Annotated in this window: 18 protein-coding genes; 5 read left to right on the forward strand and 13 right to left on the reverse strand. The window is 68.3% G+C overall.

Going from position 1 to position 21,978, the window contains the following annotated elements; all coding sequences use genetic code 11:
* Position 1 precedes the first annotated feature (1 nt).
* Positions 2-1,978 carry an Hsp70 family protein gene (locus tag G6N35_RS22285; RefSeq protein ID WP_163806206.1) on the reverse strand — a complete coding sequence of 659 codons (1,977 nt, stop codon included), beginning with the start codon at positions 1,976-1,978 and terminating at the stop codon, positions 2-4.
* Between the two features lie 232 nt (positions 1,979-2,210).
* Between G6N35_RS22285 and G6N35_RS27070 the strand changes: the two genes are divergently transcribed.
* The 3 genes from G6N35_RS27070 (at position 2,211) to G6N35_RS22300 (ending at position 5,888) form a co-directional block, all read left to right on the forward strand.
* Complete coding sequence (locus G6N35_RS27070) at positions 2,211-2,747, forward strand: Rv0340 family IniB-related protein (RefSeq protein WP_197748436.1); 537 nt, start codon at positions 2,211-2,213, stop codon at positions 2,745-2,747.
* A 222-nt stretch (positions 2,748-2,969) separates the two neighbouring features.
* On the forward strand, positions 2,970-3,977 hold the full coding sequence (locus G6N35_RS22295; RefSeq protein WP_163806207.1) for an IniB N-terminal domain-containing protein: 1,008 nt from the start codon (positions 2,970-2,972) through the stop codon (positions 3,975-3,977).
* A gap of 81 nt (positions 3,978-4,058) precedes the next feature.
* On the forward strand, positions 4,059-5,888 hold the full coding sequence (locus G6N35_RS22300; protein ID WP_163806208.1) for a dynamin family protein: 1,830 nt from the start codon (positions 4,059-4,061) through the stop codon (positions 5,886-5,888).
* 3 nt (positions 5,889-5,891) lie between these two features.
* Here G6N35_RS22300 and G6N35_RS22305 read toward each other — a convergent pair whose 3' ends face one another.
* Positions 5,892-6,335 (reverse strand): hypothetical protein, encoded by a 444-nt coding sequence (locus G6N35_RS22305; RefSeq protein WP_163806209.1) that lies wholly within the window; start codon positions 6,333-6,335, stop codon positions 5,892-5,894.
* 57 nt (positions 6,336-6,392) lie between these two features.
* Here G6N35_RS22305 and G6N35_RS22310 point away from each other — a divergent pair, with 57 nt between their 5' ends.
* Entirely contained in the window at positions 6,393-7,877 is a 1,485-nt protein-coding gene (locus G6N35_RS22310) for a dynamin family protein (protein WP_163806210.1), read from the forward strand.
* A 3-nt stretch (positions 7,878-7,880) separates the two neighbouring features.
* On the opposite strand, the gene G6N35_RS22315 is transcribed toward G6N35_RS22310, so the two are convergent.
* From G6N35_RS22315 to G6N35_RS22335, 5 genes are all read right to left on the reverse strand, one after another.
* Complete coding sequence (locus G6N35_RS22315) at positions 7,881-8,486, reverse strand: hypothetical protein (RefSeq protein ID WP_163806211.1); 606 nt, start codon at positions 8,484-8,486, stop codon at positions 7,881-7,883.
* Positions 8,487-8,504: 18 nt separating this feature from the next.
* Entirely contained in the window at positions 8,505-9,152 is a 648-nt protein-coding gene (locus G6N35_RS22320; RefSeq protein WP_163806212.1) for a hypothetical protein, read from the reverse strand.
* Positions 9,153-9,200: 48 nt separating this feature from the next.
* Complete coding sequence (locus G6N35_RS22325) at positions 9,201-10,139, reverse strand: LLM class F420-dependent oxidoreductase (protein ID WP_163807866.1); 939 nt, start codon at positions 10,137-10,139, stop codon at positions 9,201-9,203.
* Position 10,140: 1 nt separating this feature from the next.
* The gene (locus G6N35_RS22330; RefSeq protein ID WP_163806213.1) at positions 10,141-10,692 is read right to left on the reverse strand and encodes a hypothetical protein; all 552 of its coding nucleotides are present in this window, start codon (positions 10,690-10,692) and stop codon (positions 10,141-10,143) included.
* A 79-nt stretch (positions 10,693-10,771) separates the two neighbouring features.
* Positions 10,772-12,643, reverse strand: a complete 1,872-nt coding sequence (locus G6N35_RS22335; RefSeq protein WP_246224469.1) for an alkaline phosphatase family protein — start codon at positions 12,641-12,643, stop codon at positions 10,772-10,774.
* Positions 12,644-12,855: 212 nt separating this feature from the next.
* Between G6N35_RS22335 and G6N35_RS22340 the strand changes: the two genes are divergently transcribed.
* Positions 12,856-14,595, forward strand: a complete 1,740-nt coding sequence (locus G6N35_RS22340) for an acyl-CoA dehydrogenase family protein (RefSeq protein WP_163806214.1) — start codon at positions 12,856-12,858, stop codon at positions 14,593-14,595.
* Here the strand turns inward: G6N35_RS22340 and G6N35_RS22345 are convergent.
* From G6N35_RS22345 to G6N35_RS22370, 6 genes are read right to left on the reverse strand one after another with little or no spacing between them, the layout of a single operon-like run.
* A complete protein-coding gene (locus tag G6N35_RS22345) occupies positions 14,592-15,023 on the reverse strand; it encodes a protease inhibitor I42 family protein (RefSeq protein WP_163806215.1) in 432 nt (143 codons plus the stop codon). The genes G6N35_RS22340 and G6N35_RS22345 overlap by 4 nt on opposite strands.
* On the reverse strand, positions 15,020-16,318 hold the full coding sequence (locus G6N35_RS22350; protein WP_163806216.1) for a lipopolysaccharide biosynthesis protein: 1,299 nt from the start codon (positions 16,316-16,318) through the stop codon (positions 15,020-15,022). The genes G6N35_RS22345 and G6N35_RS22350 overlap by 4 nt, the downstream gene beginning before the upstream one ends.
* Positions 16,315-17,532, reverse strand: coding sequence for a glycosyltransferase family 4 protein (locus G6N35_RS22355; protein ID WP_163806217.1), 1,218 nt, complete (start codon positions 17,530-17,532; stop codon positions 16,315-16,317). The genes G6N35_RS22350 and G6N35_RS22355 overlap by 4 nt, the downstream gene beginning before the upstream one ends.
* A complete protein-coding gene (locus G6N35_RS22360) occupies positions 17,529-18,641 on the reverse strand; it encodes a glycosyltransferase family 4 protein (RefSeq protein WP_246224470.1) in 1,113 nt (370 codons plus the stop codon). Before G6N35_RS22360 ends, G6N35_RS22355 begins: the two co-directional genes overlap by 4 nt.
* Positions 18,638-19,579, reverse strand: a complete 942-nt coding sequence (locus G6N35_RS22365; protein WP_163806218.1) for a glycosyltransferase family 2 protein — start codon at positions 19,577-19,579, stop codon at positions 18,638-18,640. Before G6N35_RS22365 ends, G6N35_RS22360 begins: the two co-directional genes overlap by 4 nt.
* Positions 19,576-21,870 (reverse strand): hypothetical protein, encoded by a 2,295-nt coding sequence (locus G6N35_RS22370; RefSeq protein WP_163806219.1) that lies wholly within the window; start codon positions 21,868-21,870, stop codon positions 19,576-19,578. The genes G6N35_RS22365 and G6N35_RS22370 overlap by 4 nt, the downstream gene beginning before the upstream one ends.
* Positions 21,871-21,978 lie beyond the last annotated feature (108 nt).

Below are 21,978 nucleotides of genomic sequence, written 5' to 3' on the forward strand. Positions count from 1 at the left end.
GCTAGCTCTCGGGTCCGCCGACAGCGGGGATCAGCGCTTCGGTGGTGACCACGGCCTGGTGAGTCGGCGGTTGTGCGGTGGTGGCTGCCGCGGCCGCGGTCGTTGTGACCACTGCTGCCGTCGTCGTGACCGCGGCGGGTGTCGTGGTCGGCGGTGCGACCGTGGTGGTCGGCGGCGCGACGGTCGTCGTGGTGGTGGGTGCGGCGGTGGTCGTCGTCGTCGGTTGAGTCGTGGTGGTGGTCGTCGTCGGCGGAGTCGTCGTGGTCGTGGTGGTGGTTGTGGTCGTTGTGGTCGTCGTCGTCGTCGTGGTGGTGGTTGTGGTGGTCGACGGCGTGGTCGTGGTGGTTGTGGTGGTGCTGACCGGCTGGGTGGTGGTCGAGGCCGGGACGGTCGACACCGTCGGGCTGCCGTTGTCGCCGGTCACCGTAACCGTCTGTGGCGGAACAACACTCGTGGTGACGGCATCGGCGGTCTGCTCGCCCGGCTTGGTGACGCGGGTGGTCGTGGTGGTTGGTGTGCTGTCCGCACTCGTCAGCGTGATCGCCAGGCCGCCGACGGCCACCGCGGCCACCGCGGCGGCGACCCCGAACAGCAGCGGCGGTCGCCGGTACCACGGCACCGGGGCGTCGACCAGCGCAGTCTCCTGGGCGTCGGAGTCGAACTCGATCATCGGCCGCGCGCCGCTGGCACCTTGGGCCTGCTGCGCGTAGTCGAAGGTGTAGTCCTCGCCGGAGTAGGGCACCGGCTCCTCGCCCGCCTCGTCGTCCTGCGACCAGGCCAGTGCACGGAACGTCGCCGACGGCGAACCGTCGGTGGCTGACTCGGTGGCGGCCGCGCCGGCCGCGCCGGCCGCCCATGCCGCGGGCGCCAAACCAGTCGGGGCATCGGCGGCGGCAACAGACATGCCGGTCGGCGCGTCCGGGGCGATACCCCGCGCCGCGATCACCGCGGCTCCGATGGCTGGGTTGAGACCGGCCAGTGGCGTGGTGACGACCGGCACGCGCAGTTCCTCGGACAACCGCTGGGTGATGATGGGTATCGCCGCGCCACCGCCGACCGTCGCCACCGCGGCCAGGTTGACAGCGGGAATCCTGTTGCGCTCCAGGGCATCCCCCAGAGCATCCAGGAAGCCGGCCAGCGGCTCGGCGATCAGGCCCTCCAGCTCGGCGCGCGTCACCCGGATCTCGGTGCGGACCCCGGGAAGCTCCACCGGCACCACGGTCGCCGTCTCGGCGGACAACCGCTCCTTGGCCTGTCGGCATTCGTCGCGCAAGCGGGTCAGCGCGCCCACCGCGGCGGTACTGGCCGGATCGGCGTTGGCGGCGTCGCGCACCGCGGCCAGCACCTGGGTGAGCAGCGCCTGGTCGATCTGTTCACCCGAGAAATCGGCAAAACGCACGGTTTCGCCGATGGGCGCCATGTTGGCGCCCGCGTCGGCCAGGGTGATGTTGGTTCCGCTGCCACCGAAATCGCACAGCGCCACCACACCCTGGCTGGGCAGACCGGGGTCGGCCTGAAGGGAGGCCAGTGCTGCAGTGGCATCCGAGATGAGTGTCGGGGCCACCCCGCCGGGGGATAGCGCGGGCCGTGACCGCAGCGCTCCCCGCAGCGCGCCGACGGCGCCGGGGCCCCAGTACGCGGGCACGGCGATGACGATGGTCGATGGCGGCTTGCCGTCGTCGACGGCCCGCGCCATCGCCTCGAGGGCTTCAGCGGCCAGTGCCTCACCGCTGTGTGCAGACCCGTCGGCAGCCACCAGGGGGACCGGATCTCCGACTCGTTCGACGAAGCCGCGCAACACCTGACCCGCCTCGGTCAGGTTCGGGCTGGTCAACTCCGGGTTCTGCGACGGGACGCCGACCTCGGCGGGGCGGTTGTCCCACAGCGTCAGCACCGACCTCCGGGTCACCGGCTGGCGGCCCGGGCGGGCAGCCGCCAGGTTGACCGTCCCGATCGACAACCCCAGCGAGTCGCTCAATTCGCACTTCCCTTCAGCTGCGCGCAGCGGCGGTTTTCACCATAACGGCTGACTGCCCTGATCCCCGGCAATAAACCCCTAATGGCGTGGAATCCCCTAAGGCTGCATCCCCTAACGTCGCCGTCAGCGGGATGGGTTCGGCACCGATCCGGGTGTCTGGTTTCGCCGATAGCATTCTTGTCAGCAGCTGGAATTCCGCTGTGAGTATCGGCGGTAGGGGAGAAGACGTGACATGGCAAACTCGTTGCTCGACTTTGTGATGTCCTTGGTGCGCGACCCCGATGCCGCCGCACGCTACGCCGCCGACCCGGCCGGCGCCATCGCTGACGCTCACCTGCCCGATGTGACCAGCGTGGATGTCAATAACCTGATCCCGATGGTGGCCGATTCACTGTCCACGGCCACGCCCACCTTCGGTGCCGACCCGAGCGGGGGCGGCAACGTGTGGGCCAGTGGCGCTGCCACCGCCGCCTTCGACGCTTTCGACGCCGCGGTATCGCATCCGGTGGCCGATACGCACCCGGTGGACACCGGCGTCATCCAGGACCCGGGGGCCGCCGACCATGTCCTGGTTGCCGACACCGGCCCGGACTCCGCGCTGTTGGATCCGACGCCAACCGACCCGTCGACTCAGTTCGCCGAGCCCCAACTGGATCAGCATGCCGATCCCGGTCACACCCCCGACTGGATCACCGACGCCGGCTGGGAGCACTCCCACACCACCGACGCGCACTCCGGTGCCGAGCATCCGGGATTCGACCTCTTCTGACCCTTGCCCACGGTCAACCCCACGTCCCGCGACGTGGGGTTTAGGCGTTTTTGGGGCCGTCTCCTAGGGACCCCCTAATCCCCTAACGGAGAGCCCGCAACGATCCCGGGTGGGGGTAACGCGACGAGGGGATCTCGCCCCGTTTTCGGGTTCCGGCGGCGGCCATAGCGTGATGTCCAGATCGCCGGACAGCCCGGCGGGCACGCCCGAAAGGTTCCGACCATGCTCACTCTCATCGACTGGATCCTCAACCTGTTCCGCGACGAGGACGCCGCCCGCTCCTTCGTCGCCGCCCCGGATCAGTCCCTGCGCGACGCCGGCCTGGCCGGCGTCAGCCCGGCCCAGGTGTCGGCGGTGGCCGCCACCGCCGTGCCGGGACTCGTGCTCGGCGACGGCGACCCGATCGCCGGCCTGCAGCGCGCGGTGTCCAACCAATACGGGTTCGCCCCGGCCTACGCGCCAGCGTTCCAGCCGGTGTATGCACCCGCGCCGACCTTCGCCCCGCAGACCGACCTGGCCAGCCACAACGACACCTCGCTGCTGAGCCCCGACCAGGCAGCCGGCGCGAACGCCCAGCAGGGTGGCTTCAACCTCGGCTTCGGTGACATCACGTTCGGCAACAAGACAACCCAGACCGCCACCGACGGCGGTGTCGTGGTCGGCGGTGCCAACCGCGGTGACATCGTCAGCGGTGACGGTGCGGTGCTCGGCAACAGCAACGACGTCAACAACGGCCACGTGGTGGCCGGGACCGGCGCCAATGTTGCTCTCGGACATGGCCAGATCGACGACCACGGCACCACCGCAACCGGTGGCAGCACCGTCATCAAGGACAACGGTGGGCCGGTGTTCCACGACGTGGACGCCAGCGGCGGCAACGGCGGCGGCGCCAGCGCCGGTGGCAGCCTGATCGGGCTCGGTGGCGGGCATGCCAGCGGCGGCAACGCGGGCGGCGGTGGTATCACCGTCATCGACGGCCACACCTCGACCAACAGCGGCAACTCGGTCAGCGTCCCGACGCACACCCAGACCGCGACCACCGCCTCGACCGCGGTCAGCGAGCACACCGACAACTCGGTGCACCCGACGACGGTGACCGACATCGCCACGCACGACAGCTCGAGCCACGCACTGTTCGACACCAGCCATGACACCACCCTGGTGAACAGCCACCTCGACAACAGCAACGATCTCGCGCTGGCGTCGGGCAACCACCTGCTCGGCTTCTGATCGGACGGCGGCGGGGACCTTCAGCAAGTCTGGAGGTCCCCGCCAGTTGTCTGCGCATACGGTGGACAACCGGGAGGACACGTGACGCAACCGCAGCAAGACCCGCGCCGGGTACAGGTGATCGTCGAGCTGATCGAACACACCAGCGCGATCGCCACCCTCAACGATCGGGCGGACCTGGCGGCACGCCTGGCGGAGGCCAAGAAGCGGATCAGCGACCCGCAGATCCGGGTGGTCGTCGCCGGGCAGCTCAAGCAGGGCAAGAGTCAGCTCCTCAACTCGCTGCTCAACGTGCCGGTGGCCCGGGTGGGCGACGACGAGACCACCGCGCTGGTCACCGTCGTCAGTTATGCCGACGAGCCCACCGCACAGCTGATCGTGTCGACCGGTGACGGGCTGGAGCCCGATGTCGTCGACATCCCGGTCACCGACATCCGCCACGACCTGCGCCGCGCACCACAAGCCGGCGGGCGTGAGGTGCTGCGGGTGGAAGTCGGCGCCCCCAGTCCCTTGCTCAGAGGTGGCCTGACCCTCATCGACACCCCGGGCGTCGGCGGCCACGGGCAACCACATCTGTCGGCCACGCTGGGCCTGCTGCCCGATGCCGACGCGATGCTCATGGTCAGCGATACCAGCCAGGAGTTCACCGAACCCGAGATGCGGTTCATCCGCCAGGCTTACGAGGTCTGCCCGGTCGCGGCGATCGTCGCCACCAAGACCGACCTCTACCCGTACTGGCGCCAGATCGTGGACACCAATGCCGCCCACTTGCAGCGGGCTGGTCTGGACTTGCCGATGATCCCGGTGTCCTCGCTGCTGCGCAGCCACGCGATCCAGAGTAACGACAAGGAACTCAACGAGGAATCCAATTTCCCGGCGATCGTCAAGTTCCTGTCCGAAAAGGTGCTCTCCCGCGAGAACGATCGGGTGCGCGACCATGTGGTCAACGAAATCCGTTCCGCTGCAGAACATCTGCGGCTGGCAGTCGACGCCGAGTTGGCCGCGCTGAGTGATCCGGATGAGATCGGCAGACTCACAGCAGATCTGGAGCGTCGCAAGCAGGAAGCCCAGGACGCCCTGCAGCAGACCGCGCTGTGGCAGCAGGTGCTCAACGACGGTATCGCCGATCTGACCGCCGACGTCGACCATGATCTGCGGGCCCGGTTCCGGGCCATCACCCAGCACGCCGAGGGGGTCATCGACGGGTGCGATCCGACCCAGCAGTGGGCCGAGATCGGCGCCCAGGTCGAGGACGACGTGGCCAACGCGGTCGGGGACAACTTCGTCTGGGCCTACCAGCGTGCCGAGGCATTGGCCGCCGAGGTGGCCCGCACCTTTGTCGAGGCCGGCCTCGATGCGATCAAGATGCCCGAGGTCAGTGCGCGGGAGATGGGTGCCGAGGTGGGCAGGCTCAAGTCGCTGGCGCGGCTGGAGTCCAAGCCGATTGGCAAGGGCCACAAGGTGATCACCAGTATGCGGGGTTCTTACGGCGGTGTGCTGATGTTCGGCATGCTCACCTCGGTGGCCGGGCTGGGCATGTTCAACCCGCTGTCGTTGGGCGCCGGGTTGCTGCTTGGGCGCAAGGCATACAAGGAGGACATGGAGAACCGGATGCTGCGGGTGCGCAACGAGGCCAAGACCAACCTTCGCCGCTTCGCCGACGACGTCCTGTTCGTGGTCGCCAAGGAATCCCGCGACCGGCTCAAGAACGTCCAGCGCCAGCTGCGCGACCACTACCGCGAGATCGCCAACCAGACCACCCGTTCGCTCAACGAGTCGTTGCAGTCCACCATCGCGGCCGCCCGTCTGGAGGAGACCGAACGCAACAATCGCATCGGCGAGCTCGAACGTCAGCTCAACATCCTGGGCCAGGTGCTCGACAACGCCGAAAAGCTGTTCCCGGCAAGGTGATTGCTACGGCTGCGGGTACAGCGTCCGGGTCTCGTTGAGCCGCGGTCCGGTCCGGATGGTGCCTGGCGGATGGGTGACCCGGGTCGGGAAGCTGCCCGGGAAGGTCGGTGCGACCGCGCCCGGTGGGGGTGCCGTCGGCACCGCCGGGGTGTCGGTGGGCGTCGTGGTCGCCGTCGTCGACGCGGCCTCGCCCGGCACGCCGATATCCGTGGTGGACAACCGCACGGTGGTGTAGGTCGTCGAGGTGCCCGCCGTCGTGGTGGCGGCGAAGTGCGGGGGCTCGGGCAGATGTGTGCCCGGTGGTACCACCGTCTCGCTCTCGCCGCTGCTCCAGCGCCCCGACATCGTGATGACGGCGAACACCAGTCCGGCGATGATGCCCAGACCGAGCAGTCCCGCTGCCAGGGTGGCCGCCGAAGAGCGGTACCACGGCGTCGTCGGGGCCATGGCGGCTGATACTAGCCGTCCGGCAGTACGCGCGCTGGACCGTAGACTCGACCCTCGATGAGCACCAGCGATCAGGTACGCGCCATCCTGGCCGGCACCCGTCGCGCCTATGAGACCGAACCCGGATACCAGCAGCGCCCCGACGTGTTCGCTGAGCTGGACCGGATTGCCGCCCGGCTCAACCAGCCGATTCGGATCGCGTTGGCCGGCACCCTGAAGGCAGGTAAGTCGACCCTGGTCAACGCCCTGGTGGGCGAGACCATCGCGCCGACCGACGCCACCGAGGCCACCCGCATCGTCACGTGGTTCCGGCATGGCCCGGTCCCCAAGGTGACCGCCAACCATGTCGGTGGCCGGCGGACCAATGTGCCGATCGCCAGAGCTGACGGTCTGACCTTCGACTTCGGTGATCTCGACCCGGTCCAGGTCGCCGATCTGGACGTGGAGTGGCCGGCCGTCGAGCTGATCAACACCACGATCATCGACACCCCGGGCACGTCGTCGCTGTCCCGAGACGTCTCCGAGCGGACGCTGCGGCTCTTGGTGCCCGACGACGGGGTGCCCCGGGTCGACGCCGTGGTGTTCCTGCTGCGCACCCTGAACGCCGCCGACATCGCGCTGCTGCGGCAGATCGGTGAACTGGTCGGCGGGTCTTCGGGCGCACTGGGGGTGATCGGGGTGGCGTCACGGGCCGACGAGATCGGTGCGGGTCGCCTCGACGCGATGATGTCGGCCAAGGATGTGGCCAACCGGTTCACCGAGGAACTCGACCGCACCGGCATCTGCCAGGCGGTGGTCCCGGTGTCCGGGTTGCTCGCCCTGACCGCGCGCACGTTGCGGCAGAGCGAGTTCGCCGCCCTGCAGAAACTCGCCGCCGTCGACCCGGCCGACTTGAACAAGGCGATGCTCAGCGTGGACCGGTTCGTCCGACCGGACATCGAGCTGCCCGTGGATGTGCCCACTCGGGCCGCGCTGCTCGACCGGTTCGGCATGTTCGGCATCCGGATCTCGATCGCGGTGCTGCGAGCCGGTGTCCAGGATTCGGTGGCGCTGGCCGACGAACTGCTCGAGCGCAGCGGGCTGGTGGCGCTGCGCGATGTGATCGACCAACAGTTCGCACAACGCTCAGAATCACTCAAGGCGCACACCGCCCTGGTCTCGCTACGCCGGTTCGTCGAGGCCAACCCCATTGCGGCGACGCCCTACGTGATCGCCGATATCGATCCCTTGCTCGCCGACACCCACGCCTTCGAGGAACTCCGGCTGCTGAGCCAATTACGTTCCCGGCCAACCACCTTCACTGACGATGAAATGGCGTCGCTGCGGCGCATCATCGGCGGGTCGGGGACCGATCCGGCCAGCCGGCTCGGGCTGACCCCCGAGGTGCCCTACGACGGGCCGCGGGCCGCTTTCGCCGCCGCCCAACGGTGGCGCCGGCGCGCCGAGCACCCCCTCAACGACCCGTTCACGACGCGGGCCTGCCGGGCGGCGGTGCGCAGCGCCGAGGCGCTGGTGGCTCAGTACGCCGCACGCGGGTACTGAGGGCTACTGGCCGTTCTGGCCGGGCCGCGGGAACAGCGTCGGCAGGGTGGGCAGCACCCGTTGGGTGGTGGTGACCGTCTCGGTGGTCGTACTGGTCACCACCGCTGTGCTGGTGCTCGTCGACGTACTCGTGCTGGTACTGGTGCTCGTCGACGGTGTGTCGGTGGTGGTCGTGGTGGTCGGCGTCTGGCTGGTCGTGGTCGGCGTCTCGGTGGTGGTGCTCGCAGACTCGGTCACGGTCGCGGTGGTGCCGCCGGTGCCCGGTGCCACCGAGGCAGGCGACGAGGTGTCCACCGAGGACGTCGGTGTGGTGCTCGACGTGACCGACGGGCTGGTCGAATCACCGCCGGTGAACTTGACGACGGCGTAAACCAGGAACGCCAGCACCACTGCGGTGAGCACACCAAGACCGATCAGCGCCAACGGCTTTCGATACCAGGGAGTCGGCGGCTGCGGGTCGGGATACTGCCCGTAGCCGGTCGGCTGGCCATAGCCCGCCTCCTGGTAGTCGCTGTACGCCTCACCCCCGGTGCCGCCGTAGTTGGCGTACTGGGTGGGGTCACTCTCGGAGTAGTTGTTCGGGTCGTCGGGGTAACCGTCGCGCGCCACGGGTTCCGATAGTAGCCGTCAGCCCCCGCCGGGCTGGTTGGGGAACGCCGGGCGGTGGGTGGGTCGGACGCTGATCTGCGGGGGCCTGGTCTGCGGTGTGGTGACGTTGGGCCGGCCGTTGCCACCCTGACTCGGGTACTGCGGCACCCACGTGTTGCGGGGCTGCGCCGAGGCCGGCGGACTCTCCGGCGGTGGTGGCGGGGGCGGGGGCGGCTCCGGCGGTTTCGAACTGCTCAGCGGTGTGGTCGACGGCCCCGTGGTGGCCGGGGCGGTGTCCTGGTTGGGCTTGCCGGATTCGCCGGAACCGCGGACCACCAGCAGCACCGCCGCGACCAGCATGGCGACCACGGCCGCACCGATGGCCCACAGTGCGATCGTTGCCGACTGCTTGCGGTACCACGGCCGTTCCGGGAACCAGAACGCGTCAGCGGCGAACGGGTCGAACCCGTCGTCGGCAGCGACTGCCGGCAACGCGGGGTCGGTGGGCGGATCGGCGTCGTCGACCGGCGGCGGGGGCCCGGTGACAGCGGCCGGTTCGGCTGGCGGTGAGCCGGCGACCGAACCACTGGGATAGGGCTGGTCGGGGTACGGACCGAACGGATCGGGGAACGAGATGGCGTCCTCGGCGGAATAGCCGGTGGCCCCGGTGGGGTCAGTTTTCGCCACGGCTACCTATGCTAGCCGCCCCGCCAGCGCGAACGTCGCTTTCCGCAATCACGCGAGTTGGCGCGCCACCTCGGCGAACAACTCCAGATGGTCCAGATCGGACAGGTCGAGCACCTGCAGGTACACCCGCTGCACGCCGGCCTCGATGAAAGGGGCCAGCCGGTCGACGATTTCCGACGGCGTCCCGACCAGCGGGGTGTCCTTACGCAGTTGGTCGACGTCGCGGGAGATGGCAGCGGCCCGCCGCGCGATCTCGGCGTCACTGCGCCCGGCGCACACGACGAACGCCGCCGAGTAGACGATGTCGTCGGGGCTGCGGCCCACCTTCTCCAGGGCAGCGCGGACCCGGCCGTACTGCGGTTCGACGAAGTCCAGGGTCGGGAAGGCCAGGTTGAACTCCGCGGCGAACCGTGCGGCCAGCGCGGGCGTCCGCTTGGCGCCGCCACCGCCGATGACGATCGGCGGGTATGGCTGCTGCGCGGGCTTGGGCAGCGCCGGCGAATCGGTGATGGAGTAGTGGGTGCCCTGGTAGTCGAAGGTCTCGCCGGCGGGCGTGCTCCACAGGCCGGTGATGATCTCGAGCTGTTCGGTGAGCCGCTCGAAGCGTTCGCCCAGCGGCGGGAAGGGGATCGCGTAGGCCTGATGCTCGGCCTCGAACCAGCCGGCTCCGATCCCGAAATCGACCCGGCCGGCGCTCATCGCGTCGACCTGGGCGACCGAGATCGCCAGCGGGCCGGGGTAGCGGAAGGTCGCCGACGTCACCAGCGTGCCCAGCCGGATGGTGGTGGTCTCCCGGGCGATCCCGGCCAGCGTGACCCACGAGTCGGTCGGGCCGGGAAGACCGTCCCCGCTCATGGCCAGGTAGTGGTCGGATCTGAAAAAGGCTGAGTAGCTGAGGGATTCAGCTGCCTGTGCGACGGCGAGCTGATCGTTGTAGCTGGCGCCCTGCTGAGGTTCGACGAACACACGGAAGTCCACCTGCGCCAGCTTAGAAGACCTCGACGCCTCCCGTGCTGATGAACATCCCGTGGCCCGTCCCGTCGTTGGTGAAGCGGGTGCCGCTGCTGCTGGCGTCGATGGTCCAGCCGACCGCGTGATAGGTGCTGTAGTCGATCGGTGTGGTGGGGATCGCGCCGAGGTTCCCGCTGATCCAGCGGACACTGCCCGCAGCGCTCACTTCGACACCGTTGGCCGGCTGGTCGTTGACGACCGGTGGATTGGTGAAGTTCGACTCGCAGCCCACCGATTCGGAGTTGATCTGGCAGCGGGTCTGGCCGGACTTGGTCTCGATGTAGACGTATCCGCTTGAGCTGGGTGACAGCGTCTGGCCACCGGTCGAGGGGCCGGACGGAGTGGTCGTGGTGGTGGTCGGCGGGGCGACGGTGGGCCGGCTGGTGGGAAAGCTGGGTTCCCCGCCGGGGCCGCAGCCGGGGCAGGTGGCCGCGCCGTCGGTCGTGGTGCTGCACCCGGCGGCCGCCATACCGGCGGTGACCAGCAATGCCGCCGCCAGGCCGGCTTTCACGCCGTGGGATGAGCGCATCGGTCCAGACTACGCACTCAGTGACGAAAGTTACTGCAGTGACCCGAGCGGTCGAGCCTCGTGATCCGGCGAGGCTCGGTCAGGCCACGTTCACCGTCAGCAGCACCGGCGCCGGGGCCGGCACCACGGCGGCACCGGGCGGCGGGGGCAGCGGGGGATCGGTCGGGGCGATCACGCCGGAGCCGGTGGCTCGGGCCACCACCCGGGCGAGTGCCTGGGTGGTTCCCACGACGATGTCGCCGGTGATCTTGACCAGTGCCTCGGCGATGCCCGCCAGTGCGCTGATCAGGAAGATGTCCTGATCGACGATCCCCTGCAGCTGGTCGGTGATGCTGGTGACGAAGTTGTTGAGGAAGTAGGGGATCGAGGCGAACACGGTCCGCACGCCCAGCGCGATGTCGGTACCGATGTTCGGATAGCCGTACATGTCGATCGCGTCGTTGAGCGACTGCACCAGGTCGACCGGGTCGACGATGCTGCTGCCCTTGGTGCCCAGCGGGACGCCGTCGAAGTCCGAGCGCGATGGTAGGCCGAACAGGTTGATGATCGTGGGCGTGATGTCGGCGTTGGTGTAGCCGAGGTTCTGCTTGCCGTCATTGGCGTCATCGCCCTCGAGGTCGAAGATGATGAACGACGACGTCTCGTTGGGGGACTGGAAGCCGTGGCCGAACCCCTGCGACTGCTGGTGGCCGTGGTCGGTGGTGACGATGACCGTCCACTTCTCGCCGTTGTTGTTCGGGTCGGCTTCCCACGCATCGATGGCGGCCATGATGTCGGCGATGTTGTCGCTGACATTGGTGACGGCCTGGGCGTACTGCGGTGACCCGCCGCCGTAGGCGTGGCCGGCCTCGTCGACCTGCACCTGGTAGGAGAAGATGAACGTCGAGTCGGTGGCCTGGGTGTTCTGGATCATCTGAATCGTCTTCGACACCACCTGGCTATCGGTGTCGGCCCAGCTGTTGGTGAAGTCGACGAAGTCATTGACGTCGGCCTTGTAGCCGCCGGCATTACCGATGTCGTTGATGTACTTCCAGTCGGCGATCACCGCGGTGTTGATCGAGGGGTTGTTGTATTCGATCAGGTTGAACACGGTGGGCCAGGCGTTGTAGGGCGCCGGGTTGAACAGGTTGTTGATCACCCCGCTCTTGCTGTCCCACACACCGGTGAGGATCGTCGTCCACGACGGGCCCGAGATCGTGGTGTGCCCGACGATACTTGTTGCGCCGGTGACGCTTTGGTTCATCAGATTGATGAAGCCGGCGTTGGCGACCGGGTCGGCGAGGATCTTGTCGAGGTTGGTGCCGTCGGTCCCGATCAACAGCACGTGGGTGGGCGTCGCGGACAGCTGGGTGATCAGCGCGCTCGCGCTGCGCACCCGGGCGCTGCTGGCCGAGGCACTCAGGGCGAACGCGGCGGCCGGTGCCGGTGCGGCGGGGGTGGGCAGCAGCGGCAGTAGCGGAATCGACACGGGGGCCGCCGGGGCGGGGGCGCGTACCAGTGCGGGGACGACGGCGGCGGCAAGCGGGGCCGACGCCGCCGGCTTCGGTGCCGCCGTGGCGGTCGGTGCCGCAGTCGCGGGCTCGACGACGCCGACCACGTCGGTGTCGGTGGCGGCCGACTCTGCTGCCGGAGCGAGATCGCGCAGCAGCGTCGCCGTCCGGCGCACCACAGCACCCGACTCCGGCGAGTGGGTCTTGGCCGATGATGTGGTCGGTTGCGGCGAGCTGTCCCCGGCGGGCGATCCGGTTCGAGCCGACGTCCCCGCCGACCTGGCCGACCGGCCCGCAGTGCCGGCATGCGAGGCGGCACCGCCGGGGTCGGACTGCGAGGTGCCCGGCGAGTCGGACGAGGGGGATTCGGCGTAGGCGACCGCGGTCCCCAGCGCCGTCCCGGCACCCGCGACCACGCCCGCGACCGCGGCGCCCAGGCAAACCTGTTTGATCGTCGTCATATCGCACTCCCGGTCTTCGTCGGCTGGTATGCGGCTGTGGCCGTGACGGTAACGCGCAGCCAGCGGATGCACAGGCGTTTCACAGTCTTTGCGCAACTGGCGCAGGTCAGTGGTCCGGGCCCGCGGGTGCGATCCCTGAGTTGTCGACGAACAGGATTGGTGAAGACCAAGATCAGGCTAGATTCGGACGCCGAACCCGCAAAAGGAGCCTGATGGCGAATTCCCCCCTGCTGTTCAACCCCAACACGGCCGACTTCGCGCAGTTCGACCCGGAAACCCGGCGCCAGCTTCGGGCGCTCATCGACTGGTTCGAGGCGCGCGGCAAGGTCACCCTGTTGCAGGACGATCTGGACGCGACCTGGGTGTCGGACTTCCTGGACTTCATCAAGCGCGAACGGGTCTTTGCCACGTTCCTGACTCCGTCCGAATACGGCATCGGCGACGACAACAAGCGGTGGGACACTTCCCGCAACGCCGCCCTCAGCGAGATCCTCGGCTTCTACGGTCTGGCCTACTGGTACGCCGAGCAGGTGACGATCCTCGGGCTCGGACCGATCTGGCAGAGCGACAACATCAAGGCCAAGGAACGCGCCGCCGCCCAACTCGACGCCGGCGGGGTGATGGCGTTCGCGCTCTCCGAACGTGAGCACGGCGCCGACATCTACAACACCGACATGGTTCTGACGCCGGCCGCCGCGGGCGACGAGGAGGGCGTCGTATTCCGGGCGTCGGGCGAGAAGTACTACATCGGCAACGGCAACGTGGCCGGGATGGTCTCGGTGTTCTCCCGCCGCGCCGACGTCGACGGACCAGACGGGTACGTCTGGTTCACCGCTGAGAGCACCCATCCGGCCTACCGGCTGATCGGCAACGTCGTCCACGGTCAGATGTATGTGAGCAATTTCCGGCTGGAGGATTATCCGGTCCGCGAGGAGGACATCCTGTGCACCGGGCCGGATGCTTTTTCGGTGGCGCTCAACACCGTCAACGTCGGCAAGTTCAACCTGTGCACCGCCTCGATCGGGATGTGCGAGCACGCCTTCTACGAAGCGATCACCCACTCCAACAACCGGATTCTCTACGGCAACCCGGTGACCGACTTCCCGCACGTGCGAGCCAGTTTCGTGGAGGCCTACGCCCGGCTGGTGGCGATGAAGTTGTTCAGCGATCGCGCCATCGACTACTTCCGCAGCGCGAGTTCGCAGGACAGGCGCTACCTACTGTTCAATCCCGTCACCAAGGCGAAGGTCACCTCCGAGGGTGAAGTCGTGGTGCGTTTGCTATGGGATGTGTTGGCGGCCAAGGGGTTCGAGCGCAACACCTACTTCGCCGAGGTGGCCCGGCTCATCGGTGCCCTGCCCCGGCTCGAGGGCACGGTGCATGTCAACGTGGCGCAGATCCTCAAGTTCATGCCGAACTATCTGTTCAACCCGGTCGACTACCCGGTCATCGGCACCCGTGACGACCCGGCCGACGATGCGTTCTTCTGGGCCCAAGGGCCGGCCGGCGGTGCGTCGAAGATCCAGTTCTCCGATTGGGCTGCCGCTTACGAGCGATTCTCGGATATCCCGAACGTCGCCCGGTTCCTCGACCAGGCGCGGGCACTGCAGAATCTGCTCACCACCGCCGCGCCGGACGCCGACCAGATGCGCGATCTCGACTTCATGCTGGTGGTCGGTCACCTGTTCACCCTGGTGGTTTACGGCCAACTCATCCTGGAGCAGGCCGACCTGCGCGCTATCGACCGCGACGTCATCGATCAGATCTTCGATGTTCAGATCCGCGATTTCTCCGCGTATGCTGTTGCGCTGCATGGTAAGTCGAGTTCGACCCCGGCACAGCAGGAGTGGGCGCTGGCCGCGGTGCGCAAGCCGGTGATCGACACCGACCGGTTCGGCCGGGTATGGCAGCAGGTGAAGAGTTTCGACGGCGCCTACGAGATGCGGCCCTAACCGACGGTGACCTGCGCGGTGAAGGTCCACGCCTGCTTCTGACCACCTGGCCAGGGCTGGCCGTAGCTGGTGGTGATGGCCGCGGTACCGGGTGCCATCGCCTCGAACGTCCACTCCTGCGATCCGGATGCGCCGGGGCGGCCGTCATCCGGGGCGACGGTGCGGTGGCCGGTCTGGGTCAGGACCGCGCCGTTGCTGATCTGCGCCTGCGAGTCCCACTGGTAGCCGGTGGACGGATTGGCGCCCAGTGACACCGTCAGCGCGTCTCCGACTCGGAGACTGGCCTGCCGGGTGACGGTCTTGTGGGTGAGGAGGTCGTCGTAGGACACCGCGACTGTCACCGTCTGCCGAGGCGGCGGACCGGTATGGCTGCAGCCGGGCAGCACCAGCGCAGTGGCGATGACGGCGATCAGCATTCGCCGGTTCATCGGGCCGGCACCTCGAGCCGTCCGCGGTAGGCCCGCCACACCATCGGGCCCAGGGCCACCACTTCGACCGCGATGGCGATCACCCAGCCCAGCGTGAGTCCGGTCAACCCGCCATTGATGGCGCCGATGGCTGCCCCCGCCAGTTCCAGCACGCTCAGCACACTGATCAGGACGGCCTCGCGGCCCACTGTGCCCAGGATCCGGGCCATCGCTACGTGGTGGTCGCGGACCACCACCCCGAAGCCGCCGAGGCACAGGATGATCAGGGCCAGGTGACCGCTGCTGGCATAGGCCCCGCCGAAGATCCGCAGCGCCAGGCCGCCGAACGGCAGGATCAGGATGTTGGCGACCAGGCACGCCAGCATGGAGAACCGCAGGGTGACGCCGAACTCCTTGAGGATGGTGCTGGAATCCCGTGCCCCGGAGGCGAACAAGGCACTCGACAGGGCCAGCGGCAGGACGAACACGAAGCCCGCCAGGGACCACACAGCGTAGAGGTAGCCGGCCTGTTCTGCGCCCAGCGTGACGTTGGCGACGATCGGCATCGCGAAGTAGGGCACCTGCAGCGAGAGGTTCAGGCTGTGATGTCTGGCGGCCTCGAAGTGGATGCCGCGCAGAGCCGAGAAACTCGGCATCGCCTGGCCGATGGTGACCTTCTGCCGATACATCAGCCAGATCCCGACCACGGCAATCGACACCACATTGGCCACGAACCAGCTCGCATAGATGCTCAGCGATCCGACGAGGTACAGGGTGAGCGCGAAGACCACCAGCAGAGCGAGCTTCACCACCGAGTGGATCGTGTTGCGCCACAGCTGAATACCACCACCCAGCACGCTGAGCAGGGCCGCATCGAGCATGTTCGCGACACTCTGGGCGGCGACTCCGGCCGCGAACAGCACGGTGGCCCACACCTGATGTCCGACCTCGGTGATGCCGAGAAAGCTCGCGGGGAGCGCGAGTGTGCAGGCCAGGGCGGCAACGGCGCCGGCCACCCCGCACACCAGCGCGGCAGAGGAGACCAGCTGGGCGCGGCGATCGCGCATCGCCGGCAATTGAGCCATCAACGTGGTGCTGAAGCCAAGCACGGTGAACGGTGCGATCAGGTTCATGGCCGCGATCGCGGTCGCGGCCGAACCGACCGCCGAGGCGGGAAAGAACCGCGCGGCCACCACCCAATACAGGAAGCCGAGACCGGACGTCACCACCGTCGTCGACACCAGTGACGCGGCATTGCGGAACAGGAAGCTCAGCTTGCTCCGGTGTGCGGCGTGCTCTTCGGCGTCGCTGCTCATCCGGTGGCCTCGCGGTACATCTGCTCGATGCGTTCGACGACGGAGCTGACGGTGAACTCCCTGGCCCGGTCCCGGCCTGCTTCACCGTAAGCTGTCGCGCGCTGCGGGTCGGCCAGCACATCGGCCAGGGCGTCGGTCAGAGCGGCGACGTCGCCGGGCGGCACCAGCCGACCGGTGCGGCCGTCGACCACCATATCGACGATGCCGCCGGAGGCCGCGGCCACCACCGGCCGCCCGGCCGCCATCGCTTCGAGTACGACGGTGGGGCAGGGGTCGGCCCACACCGAGGGCACCACGACCGCCCGCGCCGACCGGAACAGGCCGACGACCTCGGCGTGCGGCAGTGGACCGGTCCACTGCGCACCCGGCGGGAACCGCCACTGTTCGGTGGACCGGCCGGCGAGGACCAGCTTCGGCGGATCCTGCAGCGCCGCATAGGCATCCAGCAGAACCTGTACCCCCTTGTCGGGGCTGAGGTCGCCGACGAAGAGCAGCGGCGCGTCGGGTGCGAAGGCCGGAATATCGGCCAGGACGATCTCATCGGGAATGAAGTTGGGAATCACCTGCGCGGTCAGGCGCGCGCTGTGCAGCCAGCCGTCCCCGGGCAGTGCCACCGCCTGGGCCACTGCGCTGCTGACGGCGGCGACCCTGCTGATGCCCCTGGCCCGCCGACCGGCAGCCCACGCATTGGCCAGCACCGTGACGGTGCCATTGGCCGTGCCGTAGTGATCGCCCGCGCAGGACAGGCACCGCTTCAGGCCCGGCCCTCCGCAGCGCTGTTTGCCGTATTCCATCAGACGTTTGGTGGCGCAGATGTGGCTGTAGTCGTGCAGTGTCATCACCAGCGGAAGGCCCGCTCGCGCAACCGGACCCAGTGCGCTGTTGACGATCCAGTTGTGGGCGTGGACGACGTCGAAGCGGTGCGTCTCGAGCTCGCGGCGGATCGCGCGGCTGACGACAGGGTCCGGCAGCGGTAGGGCGTGCGGTCGTTCGGGGTCGCTGTACAGCATCGGCAGCCGGGCGGCGGCGGTGTGCACCCGGACCAGCCGAACCCCGTCCTCCATCGTCTCGCCCGCGCTGTCGGCATCGGTGGCGAAGCCAAGCAGGGTGACCTGATGGTCGCGGGACGCCAAGGCGCGCGCCAGGTTCCACACATGTCGCTCTTCGCCGCCGGAGACCGGCGGCAGGAACTGGGCCAGCAGCAAGACTCTCATCGACGGACCTCCCGGTACAGCCGGAGCAGTTCGTCGGTGCAGTCGTCCCAGGTAGCGATGTGCGGCGGCGGGATTCGGGGCTCCGCGGCGACGGCCAGGGCGGCGGCGGCCACCTCGTCGGCTGGTGCCTCCAGTGCGATGGTGGTGGCCAGGCCGGCACGGCCCAGCTCGGACAACCCCGAGGTGTCGGCGACGAGCGCCTTGGCTCCGGTGCCGATGGCTTCCATCACCGCGACCGGGTGGGCTTCGTAGTCGCTGAGCAGGCAGACGACATCGGAGTTGGCCACCACATTGCCCATCTCGCCGCGCTCGTCGGGGCCGTAGCCGCGGATCGAAACATGCTCTGCGACACCGAGTTGCGCCGCCATGTCCCGGAGTTCCTGCTCGTAGGGCCCGCTACCGATCAGGGCGAGCCGCGCACCGGGTGCCTGCGCGAGGATCGCGGGCAGCGCTCGCAGAATGCGGTGGTGACCCTTGTAGCGTTCCAGCCGGCCGATCGAGACCAGCAGCGGATCCCCGGCCGGGACCGGTGCGGACGGGTCGACCGGCAAGGGATCGCATCCGTTGCGGATCAGCCGGATATCGCCAGCGGGGACCCCGAGCGCGGTGGCGAAGGTATCGCGCTCGAATTCGCACACCGCCACCAGGGCCGCGGCGCTACGTAGCCGCGGCGCAATCACTTTCCACTGCAGCGATCGGGCGGACTCCCGCAGCCCCGACGAGCTGCCGCCGGTGTGGAACGTCAGCACCGTCGGGATCTGCGAGCGCTTGGTAGCCGCCAGGGCCATCGGGGGTACCAGGGTGTGCACACCTTGGATATGGGCGACGTCGAAGTCGTTGGTGTGCCGCAGATAGCGGGTCAAGCCCGGGGCGAAGTAGTAGTCGCGTGATCGCGGATAGGCCGGCCAGCGCCGCACCCGGTAACCCGCCATCCTCTCGTCGACGGGGAGCTCTCCGGTGGTATCGGTGGTCAGCACGGTGACCTCGACACCCTTGGCCGCGAGGCGCCGCGACACCTCGTGGATGTGGGTCTCGATCCCGCCCATGAACGGAAGCGCACGGGCGGCCACCATGGCAACCCGTAGCGGGCGGGCGTTGTCACCGCTCATCGTGTTCCTCCCCGCAATGCGCCCAACCGGCCCGACGCAGTTCCTACCAGATAACCGAATGTGGTGTAGCCCAGCCCGATCACGATGGCAGCGGCGCGCAGCAGGCCGGCGGCCTGGCCGCGGAAGGTGTCGCCGATGCCGCGCGCCACCCCGGTGGGCAGAGCGACCCTGGTGTAGGTGCGCTCCGAGGACAGCCCGGCTCCCGCGCCGACGAGTCGGGTCACCTGAGCCTTGGACAGCCCCTCTGAATAGCAGCGGGTCCGGAAGTAGGAAAAGCTCTGCCGTGCGGCCGGAACGTGGTGGGAGACCGCGGCGGTGTCGTCGAAGAGGAACACCCCGTCCGGGTAGGTCGTGTTGGCGCGGATGCAGAATTCGGTCTCCTCACACCCGACCGGCCGGGAGATCAGCGCGGTGCGGCCGATATCGGAGGCGAATCCGCCTTCAGCGAACAACTTTCGGCGAAACGAGGCGTTGGCGCCGATGACATTGCGAACGACGCCGGGCTTCTGGCCGACGTAGCTGCAACCGATCACCCAGTCGAACTCCGGCGGCCACCAAGCCGGACGTTGCGTGGCCCAGCGCGGATCGATGCGGCCTCCGACGCCGAGCACGTTGGGGTCCTGGTAGTGCCGAGCCAGCCCGGCCAGCCAGCCGGGGTGGGCCGCGGCGTCGTCGTCGAGGAATACCACCACGTCCCCGGTGGTCAGGTCGACACCGGTGTTCCTGGCGCCGGATAGCCCCCGTTCGTGGCTGTTGGGCACCACCCGCACATCGGGCAGCCGCTCGATGAGCCGGGCTTGCAACGCCGGGTTGTGGTCGACCACCACGATCAGCTCATGCGGGGGCGGATCCTGTGCCCGAACGGATTCCACCGACTCCAGGATCTCGTCCCACCGGTCCTCGGTGTACACGCAGATCACCACGGCGCAACTGGTCACTTGGGTGCCTCTGTCGAGTCGGGCGATACGTGGATCGCGGATGGATCGTCGAGGATGTCGCGGACCTGGAAGCTGTCCCGGTCAGCGGCACTGAACACCGCCACTCCCAGGACACCCGCGATCGGAACCGCGAGCAGCGCGGCGGGGCCGACCTGTCGCCACGGCATGCGGGACCACCCGGCGCGCACGAAGGCCAAGGTGCGCCCGGGATTGATCAACACCACCAACCCGACAGCGACACCCACGGACATCGGCGTGAGCCAAATCCCTAGGAGCAGCAGCGCTATCGAGAACAGCGTCAAGCCGGCGACGATGGTCGCGAAGGACAGTGCCGGCCCGGCGTCGGAGTACCAGCCCCGGGCCAGTGCGCCGAGCCGCGGCCGGAGACCGCTGTGCAGGGTGAGGCCGATGAGCAGCCCGCCCAGCAGGCCCACGGCGAGCTGCGTCACCACCGTGACTGTCGGTGTCTGGCCGTACCAGCCGTTGCGCAGCTCTTGCACGCCAAGGCCTTTCAGGTCGTACAGCGATGTCGGGCCGTGCCGGTAGAGCAGTGTGATGCCGGGAACGGTATCGAATTTCGTCAGTTCCCAATCGGTGAGTTGCTGGACCTCGGGAGTCTCGCCCTTGAAGAAGTATGACCCCAGGTGCGGTAGCTGCTCGGCCCATCGCCGATCGACGTAGAGGTAGCGCAACTGCAGGATGCGCGCCGTCTCGGTCTCCTTCTCACCCCAGTCGTCGGCGAAGTACAGCGACGGTACGTCGGCGTCGCGGCGCTTGAGGATCGGCCACAGTCCTGCCCGGGCCGCGAACAGTGTCTCGTTGACCCGGTCGGCGCTCATGCGACTGCCGGGCGGAAGATTCTGCCGGGCCCATTCGACCGCGGCCAGCGTCTCGGAGTCCATCGAGCGGCTGTCGGCGGAGACCAGGTACTCACCCGGCAACCGCGACCAGGTGGCTCCGCTGCCCAGGATGTAGCCGCCCACGAACATCAACGACGCCAGCACGATGGCCGTTATCCGCGCGGTTCCGGACCTCCAGCGCGCAGCGGTGGGGGCGTGTCGCGGCTCATGCCACCAGAACCGGACGGCGTAGTGGCCGACCAACAAGCTGAAGGGCAGGAACAGGAAACTGCTGGAACGGTCGAAGATCTCGCCGCCCTTGGGCACCACCCGGGCAGCCATCAGGACGGGCAGCAGCACCACCAGGAAGAGCAGCAACAGCGAGGGTAGCCAGCGTCGGGGACGGTGTTCGCGGGGGCCGAAGATGTGCCGGCCCCACCAGCTGAACGCGTACACCGCGAGCGCCAGGACGGCCAGCGTCAGCATCAGCGCGTAGTACAGCAACAGCAGCCGCTCCCAGGACGGCAGGACGGAGCCGCCGGAATCCTGGAATGGCTTGCGACGCATGCCGGTCGAGAGTTGGTTCGACACGTCGTCGATGATCGGCCCGAAGTATCCCGACAGCATCGACCACTGCACCATGGCCCACGCCAGGGTCGCTGCCACCGCGACCAGCGCCCCGTACAGGATCCGCAGGCGGGACTGGCCGGTCTCGACCAGAGCCCACAACACCAGGAACACGGTGGTGAGAAAGCTCGTCACATGGTGCGTCACGGCAACGCCGAACAGACAGACGGTGACGCCGAGGAACAGCCGCACCGGGTAGTCCGAACTACGGGCCCGCGCCAGCAGGCTCACCGCTGCCAGCGCCAGCGGCAACGCCATGGTCTGGTAGGCGAATTGGGAGTTGAAGAAGACGAACTGGGGTGAGACCGCATAGGCGGCCACCGCCAGACCTCCGGCCCGCGCGTCCCCGGTCAATTGTTCGACGGCGTCGCAGAGCACCGTCACCAACATCAGCCGGCAGACGACAACGACGGTCGTCGCCGCCGCCATCGTGGGCAGGCCGATCTGGTGCAGCAGTACCGCGAAGGCTTCCAGGCCCGGGTATTGCGGGCTCACCCCGAGCAGCGGGTTGGCCTCGAACAGTCGGTGCGAGGAGATGATGTCGCCGAGGGTGCGCATGTGCAGCTGCTCGTCGAAGCCGGTGAACATCAGCAGGTTGGTGCTGTGCCACATCAGCGCCGGGGTGATGCCCAGGCACACCACGGCAGTGTTACGGGCGGCCCTGGTGAGCACCGGCCGGGTCAGGACCCACAGTGCGCTGGCGAAGGCGATCGCAAACCCGCCGACGGAGATCACCTCGGCCAGGCCGTCCTGGCCACGCAGCGCCAGCAGGACGGCGCCGACCTGAAGGGCCAGCGCCAGCGTCTGCCAGGCGACAAGAATCACGGTGTCATCATGAGTGTCATCGCCGTGTGGCGCTGTCACTTCTGTGGGTCGGGCGCGTCGGATGCCCAGCTCAGACGGCGTGACGGTCGGCGTCGTGATTGCTCACGC

Origin of the sequence: Mycolicibacterium anyangense (assembly GCF_010731855.1) — a bacterium.
GTDB classification, from domain to species: Bacteria; Actinomycetota; Actinomycetes; order Mycobacteriales; family Mycobacteriaceae; genus Mycobacterium; species Mycobacterium anyangense.

Bases quoted from the DNA above. Each gene is read 5' to 3' on its own strand.
- G6N35_RS27070 (WP_197748436.1), top strand. From the start codon at position 2,211: ATGGCAAACTCGTTGCTCGACTTTGTGATGTCCTTGGTGCGCGACCCC.
- G6N35_RS22345 (WP_163806215.1), bottom strand. From the start codon at position 15,023: ATGAACCGGCGAATGCTGATCGCCGTCATCGCCACTGCGCTGGTGCTG.
- G6N35_RS22330 (WP_163806213.1), bottom strand. From the start codon at position 10,692: ATGCGCTCATCCCACGGCGTGAAAGCCGGCCTGGCGGCGGCATTGCTG.
- G6N35_RS22310 (WP_163806210.1), top strand. From the start codon at position 6,393: ATGAGCACCAGCGATCAGGTACGCGCCATCCTGGCCGGCACCCGTCGC.
- G6N35_RS22350 (WP_163806216.1), bottom strand. From the start codon at position 16,318: ATGAGCAGCGACGCCGAAGAGCACGCCGCACACCGGAGCAAGCTGAGC.
- G6N35_RS22305 (WP_163806209.1), bottom strand. From the start codon at position 6,335: ATGGCCCCGACGACGCCGTGGTACCGCTCTTCGGCGGCCACCCTGGCA.
- G6N35_RS22360 (WP_246224470.1), bottom strand. From the start codon at position 18,641: ATGAGCGGTGACAACGCCCGCCCGCTACGGGTTGCCATGGTGGCCGCC.
- G6N35_RS22335 (WP_246224469.1), bottom strand. From the start codon at position 12,643: ATGACGACGATCAAACAGGTTTGCCTGGGCGCCGCGGTCGCGGGCGTG.
- G6N35_RS22295 (WP_163806207.1), top strand. From the start codon at position 2,970: ATGCTCACTCTCATCGACTGGATCCTCAACCTGTTCCGCGACGAGGAC.
- G6N35_RS22355 (WP_163806217.1), bottom strand. From the start codon at position 17,532: ATGAGAGTCTTGCTGCTGGCCCAGTTCCTGCCGCCGGTCTCCGGCGGC.
- G6N35_RS22340 (WP_163806214.1), top strand. From the start codon at position 12,856: ATGGCGAATTCCCCCCTGCTGTTCAACCCCAACACGGCCGACTTCGCG.